11 protein-coding genes are annotated in these 13,430 nt (G+C 69.7%); 3 read left to right on the top strand and 8 right to left on the bottom strand.

Features of this window, described 5'->3' with window-relative positions; translation table 11 throughout:
• Positions 1 to 25: 25 nt before the first annotated feature.
• From O3305_RS14635 to O3305_RS14625, 3 genes are read right to left on the bottom strand one after another with little or no spacing between them, the layout of a single operon-like run.
• The gene (locus O3305_RS14635) at positions 26 to 1,618 is read right to left on the bottom strand and encodes a sensor histidine kinase (protein WP_269573202.1); all 1,593 of its coding nucleotides are present in this window, start codon (positions 1,616 to 1,618) and stop codon (positions 26 to 28) included.
• Positions 1,603 to 2,304, bottom strand: coding sequence for a response regulator transcription factor (locus O3305_RS14630; protein WP_269573201.1), 702 nt, complete (start codon positions 2,302 to 2,304; stop codon positions 1,603 to 1,605). Before O3305_RS14630 ends, O3305_RS14635 begins: the two co-directional genes overlap by 16 nt.
• An 11-nt stretch (positions 2,305 to 2,315) precedes the next feature.
• Positions 2,316 to 3,941, bottom strand: a complete 1,626-nt coding sequence (locus tag O3305_RS14625; protein ID WP_269573200.1) for a DUF4153 domain-containing protein — start codon at positions 3,939 to 3,941, stop codon at positions 2,316 to 2,318.
• A 111-nt stretch (positions 3,942 to 4,052) separates the two neighbouring features.
• On the opposite strand from O3305_RS14625, the gene O3305_RS14620 reads away from it, so the two are divergent.
• Complete coding sequence (locus O3305_RS14620) at positions 4,053 to 5,342, top strand: Hsp70 family protein (protein ID WP_269573199.1); 1,290 nt, start codon at positions 4,053 to 4,055, stop codon at positions 5,340 to 5,342.
• Positions 5,343 to 5,719: 377 nt separating this feature from the next.
• Entirely contained in the window at positions 5,720 to 7,789 is a 2,070-nt protein-coding gene (locus O3305_RS14615; protein ID WP_269573198.1) for a beta-glucosidase, read from the top strand.
• Here O3305_RS14615 and O3305_RS14610 read toward each other — a convergent pair.
• Both O3305_RS14610 and O3305_RS14605 read right to left on the bottom strand, forming a co-directional pair.
• A complete protein-coding gene (locus O3305_RS14610; protein WP_269573197.1) occupies positions 7,779 to 8,801 on the bottom strand; it encodes a Gfo/Idh/MocA family protein in 1,023 nt (340 codons plus the stop codon). The genes O3305_RS14615 and O3305_RS14610 overlap by 11 nt on opposite strands.
• On the bottom strand, positions 8,798 to 9,268 hold the full coding sequence (locus O3305_RS14605) for a heme-degrading domain-containing protein (RefSeq protein ID WP_269573196.1): 471 nt from the start codon (positions 9,266 to 9,268) through the stop codon (positions 8,798 to 8,800). Before O3305_RS14605 ends, O3305_RS14610 begins: the two co-directional genes overlap by 4 nt.
• 81 nt (positions 9,269 to 9,349) lie before the next feature.
• On the opposite strand from O3305_RS14605, the gene O3305_RS14600 reads away from it, so the two are divergent.
• Positions 9,350 to 10,261 carry a TolB family protein gene (locus tag O3305_RS14600; protein ID WP_269573195.1) on the top strand — a complete coding sequence of 304 codons (912 nt, stop codon included), beginning with the start codon at positions 9,350 to 9,352 and terminating at the stop codon, positions 10,259 to 10,261.
• 181 nt (positions 10,262 to 10,442) lie between these two features.
• Here the strand turns inward: O3305_RS14600 and O3305_RS14595 are convergent, their stop codons facing one another.
• The 3 genes from O3305_RS14595 to O3305_RS14585 are packed head-to-tail and all read right to left on the bottom strand — an operon-like array spanning position 10,443 to position 13,335.
• Entirely contained in the window at positions 10,443 to 11,186 is a 744-nt protein-coding gene (locus O3305_RS14595; RefSeq protein ID WP_269573194.1) for a hypothetical protein, read from the bottom strand.
• Complete coding sequence (locus tag O3305_RS14590; RefSeq protein ID WP_269573193.1) at positions 11,183 to 12,220, bottom strand: Gfo/Idh/MocA family protein; 1,038 nt, start codon at positions 12,218 to 12,220, stop codon at positions 11,183 to 11,185. Before O3305_RS14590 ends, O3305_RS14595 begins: the two co-directional genes overlap by 4 nt.
• Complete coding sequence (locus O3305_RS14585) at positions 12,217 to 13,335, bottom strand: Gfo/Idh/MocA family protein (RefSeq protein ID WP_269573192.1); 1,119 nt, start codon at positions 13,333 to 13,335, stop codon at positions 12,217 to 12,219. The genes O3305_RS14590 and O3305_RS14585 overlap by 4 nt, the downstream gene beginning before the upstream one ends.
• Between the last annotated feature and the right edge of the window lie 95 nt (positions 13,336 to 13,430).

Genomic DNA, 13,430 nt, shown 5'->3' with positions numbered 1-13,430 from the left:
GCAGCGCAAGATCGGTCGGGCAGATCTAGACGGCCGGCACGCGAATTTCGAAACACGTCCCGGTTTCCGCCGTTCCCAGCGCGATCGTGCCGCCATGCGAGGCGAGCAGCGAGCGCGCGATCGGCAGGCCCAGGCCGGTACCCCCGGCGGCGCGGCGGCTGGTGAAGAAGGGCTCGAAGATGCGCGCGCGATCGGCCTCGGGAATGCCGGGGCCGTCATCGGCGATGGTCAGCAGGATCTCGCCATCCGCCTGCATCGCCGCCATCCGAACCCGAGTTGCGCCGGCCTGGCGGCTGTTCTCGACCAGACTCTCGACGATCGCCTCCAGCATGGTGCTGGGCAGCGCGGCGCGGGGCAGGGCCTCGGGCAGGTCGAGCGTGATCGCCAGTCCGCGATCCGTCCAGGCATCGGCGATCCGGCGCAGCGGCAGGGCGACATCGGTGGCGGCGTCCGCATCGGCCTCGGCCATGTCCGCCCGCGCCAGTTCCAGCAAGCGAGTGACCAGCTGGGCCAGGCGATCCGCATCGGCGCCGGCATTGGCGAGGAAGCGGCGGCGGTCCGCCTCGTCCATGTCGGCATGATGGTCTTCGAGGATCTCGATCGCGCCGCGAATGCCGGCGAGCGGAGTCTTGAACTCGTGGCTCACCGCATGGGCGAAGTCGCGCAGATAGCGCGAACGCCGGTCGATGGCGTCCGCCATCGTCGCGAAATCGCTGTAGAGCGCCTGGATCTCGATCGCGGCGGTACGCGGCGCCTCGGGCACGGTGCCGCCGCCGCGCGCCACGTCGCGGGTCGCCTGGCTCAATATCTCGATCGGCCGCGCGATGCCGCGCGAGAGCAGGCCGCTCAATACCACCAGGGTCGCGAAGATCGCGCCGATGCCGAACAGGATCTTGCCGCGATCCTCGTAAAGGCCCCGGAACAGCGCGCGTGGTGAGCGGGAGAGCAGCAATACCGCGACCATCTTGCCGTTCACCAGCACCGGCCGGGCATGGTGGATGCGCAGGCCCGAGGCGCGGCTCAGCCATTCAAAGGCATATTCGGGACGATAGTCGCCGCGCCGGCGCAGCATCGTTTGGGGGTGGCCGGCACGCGCCGAGGCCAGCTCGGGTAGGCCGGCCAGGCTCTTGCCCGCATCCTTGCCGATCAGGATGCGGCCATCGGGGGCGAGCAGCAGGATCGAGGCGAGCGTGCCGTCCGCCGTCGTCTCTACCAGCGGTGCGAGCCGGGCGGCGGCGGCGAGCGCATCGGGGTTGGCGCTGCCGGGCACGGCCACCGGTTCGGGACGCTCGGGGCCAGGGGCGTTGCCCAGGTCGATGGTCGAGAGCGGCCCGCCCGCCATCCCGCGCGAGGCGCGCGGCGGCTCGCGGATCAGCTCGGGGCCGCTCGATCCCGGCCATTCGGCGCTGGCAACTGCCGCCAGGGCCGTCCCTTGCGCGATCAGCTCCGCCTCGGTCTGGCGGACCAGCGTGTTCTCGTAGACGCGCAGGAACAGCGCGCCGACGCCGGGCAGCGCCGCCACGAACACGAAGGTGACGAGCAGGATCGTCCGCAGCCGCAGCCGCGGCCAGAAGCGCCGGATCGGCGCCTTGATCGCTTCGGTCAGCCTTCCGAACATGCGCCGATGCGATAGCCGATGCCGGGGCGCGTCTCGATCAGGTCCTGCGCGCCCGCCTGGGCGAACTTGGCGCGCATGTTGCGGATATGGCTGTCGATCGTACGGTCGGTCAGCGCGAAGCCGGGGCCGCGCAGCCGGTCGATCAGCGCGTCGCGGCTGAACACCTTGGAGGGCATGCCCGCCAAGGTGCGGAGAATGCCGAACTCGGTGACGGTAAGCGGCACCGGCGCGCCTGCCCAGCGCGCTTCCCAGCTCTCGGTATCGAGGGCCAGCCTGCCATGACGGATCGGCGGGGCGGCGCGATCGACATCGGGCGCGTGGGCGGCGGTGCGACGGAGCACCGCCATCACCCGGGCAACCACTTCGCGAGGGGAGAAGGGCTTGGTGACATAATCGTCCGCGCCCAGCTCGATGCCGATGATCCGGTCGATCTCGTCGTCGCGCGAGGAGAGGAACAGGATCGGCAGCCCGCCCTCGGCGCGCAGGCGGCGGCAGACCTCCAGCCCATCCATGCGCGGCATGTTGATGTCGAGCACGATCAGATCGGGCGCCTGGGTCTCGGCGATCTTCAGCGCCTCCTCGCCATCGGCTGCCTCGAGCGTCTCGAGCCCGGCCTTGGCGAGGGCGAAGACGAGCAGCTGGCGGATATGGGGATCGTCATCGGCGACAAGGATGGTGCGGGGCATTGGGCATTGGATCATCGCGACGCTGCTCCGGTCAATGGCGGAGTGGCATTGGCCGTGGCGTTGGCGACGGCTGCCTCGGTGGCCCGGGCTGCGGCTTCGGCTGCGTTGGCGGCGGTTGCCGGGGCTGGTTCGGGGGCGCTCGGCGGGGCGGGCAGCTGGATCGAGCCGTCGCAGTCGCGGAAAGCACCGGGCGGCAGGGCTGCGGGCTTGGGCGGGTTGGCGCCGAGCATCTGGCGGGCAGTGGCCAGCCGCTGGGCACCGCGCCAAGTCCAGCTGCGCCAGTCGGCCTGGGCGTCGGCGAGCATCCGGAATTGAAGGTCGCGGACGAAGCGCACCCGGTCGCGGAAGCCGGGCTGGAGCGGGCGGCGCTCGAGCTCGACCAGCGACACCAGCGACGAGGAACCGCTGCGCGACAGGTAGCAGAGGTCCAGTTCCACCCCGCGTCCGCCGACTTCGCGGGCATGGCGGACATTCCAGGCGGCGGCACTGGCGTCGAGATCGACGATGCTGGCTGCCGTCAGAACCAGCGCGGCCATCAGCGCATTGGCGTTGAGCAGCCAGGCGGCGCTCTTGCCGGCAAGCAGCCGCCAGCAGATCAATGCCAGCCCGATCGCCACCAGGCCCATCCACGCCAGCGCGGCGATGCGGAAGGCGGTGAGCGAATAGGCATCGACATAGTCGAGGGTGCGCAGGATCGACGAGGCGACCAGCAACAGGTTCTGCGCCACCCACAGCACCACCAGCCGGCGGATGGCGGGGTTGGCGGCGCTCGCCGAGCCGGGCCGCAGCGCGATCAGTACGAACAGCCCGGCGAGCAGGGCCGTGGCGATCAGCGGATAGGCGCCGCGATGGGCATAGTCGGCCAGCGTCATACCCTTGGGCAGCGCCGCGCCGCTCCATAGAAAGGCAAGGTCGAGCCCGTTCTGGACCGCGAACACCAGGTTGAAGAGCATCAGCGACAGGAGCAGCGACGCGACAGGGAGGCTCGGTAGCGGCATTCCGGTGCGCGGCAGCAATGTGGTGACACGCGTCGCCCAGCGCGACGGGCGCAGGCTCGGCCAGACCACCACCACGGTCATGCCCCAGAAGACCACTTCGCCGAACCAGGGCAGGCGGACCTGGCCCAGCGTCTCGGCGATGATCGGGTTGGCGCTGGCGAACAAGGCGACGAACAGGCCGGTCATCGCCAGCGGTAGGACGAGCAACGTCAGCAGGTTCGACGGAGTGCGCCCGCCGCGCTGCGGGCGCCGGCGCGAGAGGCGGGCCAGGTCGAGCAACGGGGTAAGCGGGCCGCTCAATCCATGCGCGAGCAGGCGCAGGCCCCAGCGTCCGGCATCGTCGAACCGCCCGATTCGCGGCATCAGCGCGGCGATCGACAGCGCGCTCCAGAACAATGCCCAGCCGAGCGGCCACGGATCATAGGCCAGCACCAGCGCGAAGCCGGCCGCGATTGCCAGGGCGATCAGGCTCGCGGGGCGGCGCAGCGCCGGGCGGACGGCGAGCAGCAGGCCGATCCAGCCGAGCGCCAGCCCGCCGAACCAGGATCCCATCTCGCCGTTCAGCAGCAGCTGGTCGGCGGCGACGATCAGCAGGATCGCGGCGGGGATCTTGAGCAGGAAAAGGTAACGATGCGCCATGCGGGTCTCCCAGGTTCGGGGGTGCTGATCGCGCATCGCCGTCCAGCCCGGATGCCGAAGCCGGTGGAGAGGCTGTGCAGATAGTGTGCAGGGCGATAGAGGCGCCCGACCATGACTCAGCTTCCCGCCCTTGGCTTCGATTTCGGCACCACCAATTCCGTCGCGGCGCTCGCTGTCGATGGCCGCTCCGAGCTGGTCCAGCTTGCCGGGCCGGAGCGTGCCGATCCGGTGTTCCGATCGGCCCTGTGCTTCTGGCAGGACGAGGATGTGCGCGGCGGGCTGGCGGTGGCTGCCGGCCCTTGGGCGATCGCCGAATATCTCGAGTTCCCGGAGGGCAGCCGCTTCCTCCAGTCGTTCAAGTCGGTCGCGGCGAGCGCGAGTTTCGAGCATGCGATCGTCTTCGAAAAGCGCCTGCGCTTCGAGGAGCTGGGCCGCACCTTTCTCGGGCTGATGGCGGCACGGGCGGGCGGCGCGCTGGACGGTGGCGCACGCCGCGTCGTGGTCGGCCGGCCGGTCGAATATGCCGGCAGCCGGCCCGACGACGCGCTGGCCCGCCAGCGCTATGACATGATGTTCGCCGGCTTCGGGGCCGAGATCCATTATGTCTATGAGCCGCTGGGCGCCGCGTTCAGCTATGCCTCGCGGATCGAGGAGCCGGCGACGGTGCTGGTCGCCGATTTCGGCGGCGGCACCAGCGATTTCTCGGTGGTGCGGATCGAGGCGCCGGGCGCGGCGCTGCGCTGTGTGCCGCTGGCCCATGCCGGTGTCGGCATCGCCGGCGACCGGTTCGACCAGCGCATCGTCGAGCATCTCGTGCTGCCGCTGCTTGGCAAAGGCGGCAGCTATCGCTCGTTCGACAAGATCCTCGACATCCCCGGCGGCTGGTTCACCGACTTTTCCGACTGGTCGCGCCTCGCGCTGATGCGCAACCGCAAGACGCTGGCCGAGCTGGAAAAGCTCAAGCGCGCCGCGCTCGATCCCGAGGCGATCGGGCGGATGATCGCGGTGATCGAAGGCGAGCTCGGCTATCAGCTCTACCACGCGATCGGCGGGCTCAAGCGGGCGCTCTCCTCGGACGAGGCGGCGCACTTCCATTTCGAGGGCGGTGAGCTGGCGATCGAGGCCGATGTGACCCGCGCCGAGTTCGAGGACTGGATCGCGCCCGATATCGCCCGGATCGAAGCGGCGGTGGACCGCGCGCTGACCATGGCCGGCACCGAGCCCCAGGCGATCGACCGGGTGTTCCTGACCGGCGGCACCTCGCTGACCCCGCGTGTCCGCCGGCTGTTCGCCGAGCGCTTCGGCACCGAGAAGCTGGCGACGGGCGGCGAGCTCACCTCGATCGCGCATGGCCTGGCGCTGATCGGGCAGGAGCCGGACATCGCCGCCTGGACGGCGTGATCCAACATCCCGGGCGACGGCGACTCGCCAAAGTACACGAAGTACAGGCCAGGAGCGGGTTTTCCGGCCCGCAATTTTGACCTTGTCTACGGGAACGCGCCGCATCCCGCACGATCGTTGCGCGCGGCGGATCCTATCTTTCCCGCAGCTCCAAGGAGCGGCTGACCCCGGGTCGGCCGCGCAAGCCGAGCAGGCGAAATCCTACATTGCAAGGCTCGCCCACCCCCGAATCTTCGCTTTCAATCTTTCCAAGCTCTTGCTTGTATGCTTTAGCGCTAATTCTGCTTTGGGAATCCAGGGCGGCGACAAGCAGAATGGAGAGGGCGCGCGTGGTCACGGGATCGATTTCGGAAGAAGCAGGCGCAAAATCGGGCTGGATGCCGGCCAAGGGCGCCAGCGCGCAGGAAATCGATGCACTGGTGACGCGGGTGCTCGCCGAGCTGACCCTCGACGAGAAGGTCACGATGATGTCCGGCAAGGGCTTCTTCGATGCGCTCGCCGAGGACGATCGGATCTGGGGCGCGCGGCCCTATCGCGCCGGCGGCGGCGCCGAGCGGCTGGGCATCCCGCCGCTGATGTTCACCGATGGTCCGCGCGGCGTCACCCGGGTCGGCTCGACCTGCTTTCCCTGCACCATGGCGCGCGGCGCCACCTTCGATGCGGCGCTCGAACGGCGCGTCGGCGAAGTGATGGGTGTTGAAGCGCGCGCGCAGGATTGCAGCTTCTCGGGCGCGGTCTGCATCAACCTGCTGCGCCACCCCGCCTGGGGCCGCGCGCAGGAGACCTATGGCGAGGATCCCTGGCATCTCGGCGTGATGGGCGCTGCGATGGGCACCGGCATCCAGGCGCATAACGTGATCGCCACGGTGAAGCATTTCGCGCTGAACTCCATGGAAAACGCACGCTTCAAGGTGAACGTGACCGCCGACGAGCGCGCGATGCACGAAGTCTATCTGCCGCACTTCAGGCATTGCCTCGACGCCGGCGTGGCGACGGTGATGACCGCATACAACAAGGTGAATGGCGAGTTCTGCGGCCAGAGCCGCGCGCTGCTGACCGATGTGCTGCGCGGCGAATGGGGCTTTGAAGGGTTCGTCCATTCGGACTGGGTGCGCGGCGTCCACAAGGTGTACGGCGCCGCCGCCGGGCTCGACGTGGAGAATCCCGAGCCGCTGGTGTTCGGCGAGAAGCTGGTCGCCGCGGTCGAGGCCGGGACGATCGAGCCCGAGGTGATCGACCAGGCATGCCGCCGCATCCTCACCACCCAGTTCCGCTTCGCCGCGCAGGAAGACCCGCTGGAGGATTACTCGAAGGACCTGATCGCGCAGGACAGCCACCGCGCACTGGCCCGCGAAGTGGCCGAGAAATGCGCGGTGCTGCTCGAGAATGACGGGACCCTGCCGCTCGATCGCGCCAAGGTGCGCAAGCTCGCGGTGCTGGGTAGCCTCGCCGATATGGAGAATACCGGCGACAACGGATCGAGCCGGGTGCGCACGCCCTATGTTGTCACCCCGCTCCAGGGCCTGCGGGCGCTGCTCGGCGAGGATGCGGTGGCCTATGCCAGCGGCGAGGACCTGGGTGCCGCGACGCAGCTGGCGCGCGAGGCCGATGCGGTGGTGGTCGTCGCCGGCTTCACCGCCAAGGAAGAGGGCGAATATATCATCGGCGACATCGCGCTGGGCGCCGATGGCAAGCCGGGTCGGCCGAGCATCTCCAAGGAGCCGATCGGCGGCGACCGGCTGTCGCTGGGCCTGCCTGAGGCGCAGGTCGAACTGATCCGCGCGGCGGCGGCGAGCGGCAAGCCGGTGGTGATCGTGCTGGTCGTGGGTTCGGCCGTGCTGGTCGAGGAATGGCGCGATGATGCCAGCGCGATCCTGATGAGCTTCTATGCCGGCATGGAAGGCGGCCACGCGCTGGCCAGCCTGTTGTTCGGCGAGGTCAGCCCCTCGGGCAAGCTGCCCTTCACCGTGGCGCGCGATGCGGGGGACTATCCGTTCTTCGATCGCGATGCCGATGCGATCGAGTATGATCGCTGGCATGGCTATACCAAGCTCGACCGCGACCAGGTGACGCCGCGCTACGCCTTCGGCCACGGCCTGTCCTATGCCCGCTTCGCCTATCGCGGGCTGACGGCGCGGGTGGTGGACGGCGCGATCGAAGTGTCGGTGGCGGTGCGCAATGACGGCGACGTGGCCGCGGAGGAAGTCGTGCAATGCTATGTCGGCGCGCCTGGCGTCGAGGCCGAGCAGCCGGTCAAGCTGCTGCGCGCGTTCGACCGTGTCGCGCTGGCGCCCGGCGAGACCGGGATCGTGCAGCTGTTCGTGAGCCTCGACAGCCTGTGCTGGCGCGATCCGGCGACGCGTGGCTGGCGGCTCGAGGCCGGTGCGTATCGTGTGCTGGTCGGCGGCGCCTCCGACCAGCTGATCGAGACCCGCGTTACGCTCTGATCTCGGCCAGCCAGCGATCGACGATGCGGGCAGTGGCGATGCTGTCCGCCGCGTCGAGGCCGGGCCGGGCGAATTCGGTGGCGCCCGAGCGGATCGCGCGGTTCGCGGCTTCGAACTGGAAGCTGTAGAGATGGCGCGGCTCGTCGACCGCGATCGCCTCGCGGCTCCCGTCCGGGCGGATCAGCCGCATCGTGTTGGTCCCGCCGGTCTTGCCGCCGGCGAACCAGAACTGGTCGACTTCGAGCCGGCCGGTGGTGCCCATCACGTGCAGCACATTCTCCTGGCGCACGCTGACCGAGCAGGAGAGATCGGCCATGATCCCGCCGGGGAAGCGAAGCAGCGCCGAGGTCCATTCATCGACGCCGCTCGGCCCGATATGGCCGACGGCCCTGATCGTGTCGGGCATCGGGATGGCGCCGCCGCTGCGGGCACCGGCGATCAGCCCGGCCATCGAGACCGGATAGCCCGCGAGATCGAGGATCGCGCCGCCGCCAAGCTCGGGCTTGAACAGCCGGTGGCCGGCCCGCGCCTCCTCAGGCACCGCGAAGCCGAAGCTCGACCGGATCATCCGGACCGCGCCGATCGCGTCGGCGCGGATCAGCTCGGCGATGCGGCTGGCGAGCGGGTGGAAGCGGTACATGAAGGCTTCGCCGAGGAAGGTGCCGGCGGTGCGGGCGGCGATGAACATCGCTTCGGTCTCGGCGGCGCAGACGCCCATCGGCTTCTCGCACAGCACATGCTTGCCAGCCTGCGCGGCGGCGATCGCCCAGTGCGCGTGATGGCTGTGCGGGGTGGCGATATAGATCGCGTCGATCCCGGGATCGGCGATCAGCGCCTCATAGCCGGTGACGACGCGGATGCCGGGGAAATGCACGGCCAGCTCGGGTCGGCCGGGATTGCGGGTGCCGAGCGCGGCGATCGTGCCGGTCGTCGAGCCGGTGGCACCAGCGCGGAAGTCGCGGGCGATATTGCCGGGGCCGAGAATGCCCCAGCGCACGGGTGCGGCGCTCATGCCTGGCTCCCCTGGTGCGCCTTCAATGCGGCGAGCGCCTCGACGGCGTAGCGATGATCCTCCTCCTGGGCGAGGCCGCTGATCGCGACCGCGCCGATCACCCCGGTGCCGGCGATCCGGATCGGCACCGCGCCCCCGGCGGCGACATGGGTGCCAAGGTTCAGGCCGAAGCGATCGAATGCGCCGGGCGGGGCGGCATCGAATTTGAGGCGCATCGCATAGCTGGAGCGCTCGAAGCGCATGACCAGCGCGATCTTGCGATCGATCCAGCCGAGATTGTCCGCGGTGGCGCCGGGCAGCAGCGCACTGAACAGCCGCGTGCCGGCGCGGCGGATCTCGATCGCGATCGGGGCACCGGCCGCCGCCCCGCGCTTGCGCAGATGGCAGCCGAGCCACCAGGCATCGTCGGCATCGAAGCGCTGCAGCTGGAGCGCTTGCTCCTCGCGGTCGATTGCTTCCAGGTCCATTGCCCGCTCTCCGATTGTGGTCTAATTTAGCGCTAAATCTTATAGGTTCGGATCAATGTCAAATAGCGCAGAGGCTTGCCCATGACGACGGTTTCCAAGGCGCCCCCGGGGGCCAATCCCGCGCATGGGCCGTTCCGCCCGCTGCTGCCGGGGCAGGTCTCGCAGGTGCGCATGATAAGCCGGGACGGCAGCGAGGACCGGCTGGTGCTCGAGGCCGAGCGGCTGCTCGAGGCGCCGAACTGGACGCCGGACGGGGGCGCGCTGATCGTCAATGGCGGGGGGCATCTGTTCCGGCTGCCGCTGGAAGGCGCGCCGGTGCTGGAGCCGATCACGATTGACGGGATCGACGATGCCAACAATGACCATCTGCTCTCGCCCGACGGCCGGACGCTCTACATCACGGCGGCGCGCAAGGTGCACGCGGTGCCGGTCACCGGGGGCACGCCGCGCCAGGTGAGCCCGGAGGACGGCCTCGCCTATTATCTCCACGGCATCTCGCCCGACGGCAGCGAACTCGCCTGCGCGACGATCCGGCCCGGCGCGCCGCTGCACTGGGGCATCGCGATCGTGCCCGAAGAGGGCGGCCCGGCGCGGCAATTGCTCGAAGGGCCGGCGCCGGTCGATGGGCCCGAATGGTCGCCCGATGGCGCGTGGATCTGGTTCAATGGCGAGCTGGAAGCCAGCGTGCCCGGCGATGCCAGCCTGTTCCGGATGCGGCCGGACGGCAGCGGGATCGAGCGGCGGAGCGAAGGCAACCGGGTCGACTGGTTCCCGCATCCCGATCCCGCCGGCGAGACGATCGCCTATATCAGCTTCCCCGAGAGGACGGAGGGGCATCCGCCCAATTTGCCGGTCGAGCTGCGGACGATGCCGGCCGCGGGCGGTGCGGTGCGGACGATTGCCAGCTTCTTCGGCGGGCAGGGCTCGATCAACGTCAACAGCTGGTCGCCGGATGGGGAATGGCTGGCCTATGTGGCGTATCCGGTGGGGTAGGGGGGGCGGGCAGGCAGGCCGGCTCCTGATTTCCCCTCCCTGCAAGGGAGGGGCAGGGGGTGGGTTGCGAGCGCAGCGAGCTCGGCGACCGGCAGGTGGAGAAGAAAAGGCCGGGCATCGAGCCCGACCTTTTCTAACCCACCCCTAACCCCTCCCTTGCAGGGAGGGGAACAGGTTTCGCTTACGCAACCCCGGCCGTATCCAGCAGCCCGAGCAGGCGGATCGCCGTTTCGAGCTGCCCGCCATCCCCGGCGCCTTCGGTGAGCCGCACATGCAGTGCCCGCCACGAGGCGCGCAGGCCGCCTTCGTAGCGCGGCAGCGCGGTGCGGGTGCCGGCGGCGTCGAACAGGCGGACTTCGGCCGGGGTGGAGACGGCGATATCGTTGATGACGATCTCGCGGCGCAGGGTGCGCGAGACGGTCTCCAGCGCATAGCGGGTGCGGAAACTGCGCCGGGCGCTGACCCGGGTGCCGTTCCAGCTATCGGCGCTGTCGATCACCAGCGCGATCTCGTTCGGCGTGATTGCGAGCAGGCGCAGGCCATCGGCATGGCAGCCGAGCGTGTCGAGCAGCATCAACAGCTCGAACAAGGCGGCGCGAAGCGGGTCGACAGTTTCGGCGGCGGCATCGACGATCAGCGGTATGTCGTCCGCTTGCGCGCGGATGCTGTCGAGCGCGGCTTCGGGCAGCGCGGCGGCGGCGGCGAGCGCCAGGCCGATCGGGCGGCCGGTGGCGGCCAGGCTGCGCAGCGCTTGTGCCGAGGCGAGGCCGGGCGCGACGATCATCACCGCGCCGTTGCCGGCATCGGGCAGCGCGTCGCCGCGGACAGTGTGGACGTCCGCGCCCGCCGCATCGATCACGAAGCGATTGGGCAGGGTGGCGAGCACGGCCTGCTGGTCGGCCGGGGTCACATGGAGCTGCTTCACGACACGATCTCCATCACTTCGGCAGCGGCATCGGCAAGGTCGAGCGCGAAGGCAAGATCCTCGACCGCGACGTCGAACGGGGTGTCGAGCGGCACGCCGCGCGTCACGACGTCATGCAGGTGGCGCCACTGCGCGGCATAGCCGTTGTCCGCATGGCTGAACCCGTAGCTGCCGCGGGCATCGCTGAGCGTCGCGCGGCCCGAGCCGGCGGAGATGTAGGAGGGGCCGAAATCGACATGGAGCCGGCGCTCGGCGTTCGATGCCTCGAAGCTCCAGGAGGGCGGCCATTGGCCGGGCATCACCGCGAGCAGTTCTGCGATCTGGTCGCCGTTCCGCATCAGCACCGAATAACCGAAGGGCGGGTGGCGCCGCGCTTCGACCACTTCGCCGAGCTCGGGATAGAGCCGGCGGATCAGCGGGACGTGATGGATGGCGAGGCCGAGGATGGTCTGGCGCAGGCGCTCGCGCTGGAACTCGGGCGGCTGCTCGGCGGGTGGTGCCGGCGGCGGTGGGGAGGGGAAGGCTTCCTCGGTCGCCGCGCTCACGAACTGGGCGTTGGGCGGCACGAAGATCGCCGAGCGGATACGGGTGGCGCGCTGGCCCTCGGCTTCCCAGGCGGCGAGCCCGGCGCGGAAGCCCGGATCATACCAGTGCATCGTGCCGACCAGCACGGTCATGCCGGTCTCGGCGACGACGCGGCCGACTTCTTCCGCCTGTTCGCGGCTGACCGCGAGCGGCTTCTCGACCAGCGCGGCGCGCTTGCCGGCGCGCGCGGCGGCGACGAGCTGCTCGGCATGGAAGGCATGCGGGCTGCAGATCGCGACCACGTCGATCGCCGGATCCTCGATCACCGACGCGGGATCGGTGACACCGATGGCGTCGCAGCGCGCCGCGACGATGTCCGCCACCTCTGCGTTGACGTCCATCACTTTGCCGACGCGCCACAGCTCGGGCATCCGGGCCAGCGTCGGCAAGTGGATCGACTGGGTGACGGGGCCGGCGCCGAGGAAGCCGATGGTCAGCGGCGCGCTCATGCGAGTGCCGTCCAGCCGGCGCGATCGGCACTGGCCCGCACCGCCGTCTCGACGAAGCGCATCGTGCGCACGCCGTCCTCGATGCCGGGCAGGACGGTGCCGATCAGCGCGGTGTCGCCGTCGATCGCCTTGGCGAAGTCGCGATACTGGACCGCGAAGCCGGCAAGGATCGAGCCGCCGAAGCCGGGCGGCAGCGGCTCGCGGACCAGCAGGCCGGGCGAGATCGGGCTGAGCAGCGACACCGCGCCATCGGCCGCGACGAAGCGCAGCGTCTCGGGCGCCTCGGCATGCCAGTGCAGCGCGCCCTTCTCGCCGAACACCTGCAGCGTGAAGCCGAGGCGCTCGCCGACCGCGACCTGCGACGAAGCCAGCACGCCCGAGGCGCCGCCGGCGAAACGCATCAGGATATTGGCGTCGTCATCGAGCGCGCGGCCGGGGACGTGCGTGCGGACATCGGCGACGATCTCGCTGACCGTGTCGCCGGTGACATATTCGGCAAGGTGGAAGGCATGGGTGCCGATGTCCGAGATGCAGCCGCCCACGCCCGAGCGCGACGGATCCATCCGCCAGGCGGCGCGGGGATTGCCGGCCTGCTCCAGCGCGTTCGCCAGCCAGCCCTGGTTGAAGGTGACGACCACCTTGCGCACCGCGCCGATCATGCCCGCGGCAATGCGGGCGCGGGCCTCGCGGATGATCGGGAAGCCCGAATAGGTGAAGGTGAGCGCGTAAAGGCTGGTGCCGGCGGCGAGCGCGTCGCGCAGCTGTTCGGCTTCGGCGAGCGTCGCGGTGGCGGGCTTGTCCGACATCACATGGAGCCCGGCCTCGATCGCGGCCAGCGCGGCAGGCAGGTGGAGATGGTTGGGGGTGGCGATCGCCAGCACCTGGATGCCGTCGGGGCGGGCAGCTTCCGCGGCGATCATCTCGGCGTGGCCGGCATAGCAGCGATCGGGCGCCACGCCGTAATTCGCTCCTGCTGCGCGCGCGCGCTCGGGGTCGCTGGAAAAGGCGCCGGCGACCAGTTCGAACCGCTCGCTCAGCTGCGCGCCCAGCTGATGCATCGGGCCGATGAAGGAGCCGATGCCGCCGCCCACCATGCCCAGCCTGATCTTCGCCATCACGCGACTCTCCCATCTATGTGTTCTGATTAAGTTTAGCGCTAAACTAGAATGGGAAACTTTGTCAACCGTGGCGGGGCTAGCTTGTTGTGATA

This window comes from Sphingomonas sp. NIBR02145 (assembly GCF_027359115.1).
Lineage (GTDB): Bacteria > Pseudomonadota > Alphaproteobacteria > Sphingomonadales > Sphingomonadaceae > Sphingomonas > Sphingomonas kyeonggiensis_A.
The sequence above is the reverse complement of the archived record's forward strand: the minus strand, read 5'-3'. Positions and strand labels throughout refer to the sequence as shown.

Coding starts and splice junctions, on each gene's coding strand:
- O3305_RS14635 (WP_269573202.1), bottom strand. CDS start 1,618: ATGTTCGGAAGGCTGACCGAAGCGATCAAGGCGCCGATCCGGCGCTTC.
- O3305_RS14630 (WP_269573201.1), bottom strand. CDS start 2,304: ATGCCCCGCACCATCCTTGTCGCCGATGACGATCCCCATATCCGCCAG.
- O3305_RS14625 (WP_269573200.1), bottom strand. CDS start 3,941: ATGGCGCATCGTTACCTTTTCCTGCTCAAGATCCCCGCCGCGATCCTG.
- O3305_RS14620 (WP_269573199.1), top strand. CDS start 4,053: ATGACTCAGCTTCCCGCCCTTGGCTTCGATTTCGGCACCACCAATTCC.
- O3305_RS14615 (WP_269573198.1), top strand. CDS start 5,720: ATGCCGGCCAAGGGCGCCAGCGCGCAGGAAATCGATGCACTGGTGACG.
- O3305_RS14610 (WP_269573197.1), bottom strand. CDS start 8,801: ATGAGCGCCGCACCCGTGCGCTGGGGCATTCTCGGCCCCGGCAATATC.
- O3305_RS14605 (WP_269573196.1), bottom strand. CDS start 9,268: ATGGACCTGGAAGCAATCGACCGCGAGGAGCAAGCGCTCCAGCTGCAG.
- O3305_RS14600 (WP_269573195.1), top strand. CDS start 9,350: ATGACGACGGTTTCCAAGGCGCCCCCGGGGGCCAATCCCGCGCATGGG.
- O3305_RS14590 (WP_269573193.1), bottom strand. CDS start 12,220: ATGAGCGCGCCGCTGACCATCGGCTTCCTCGGCGCCGGCCCCGTCACC.
- O3305_RS14585 (WP_269573192.1), bottom strand. CDS start 13,335: ATGGCGAAGATCAGGCTGGGCATGGTGGGCGGCGGCATCGGCTCCTTC.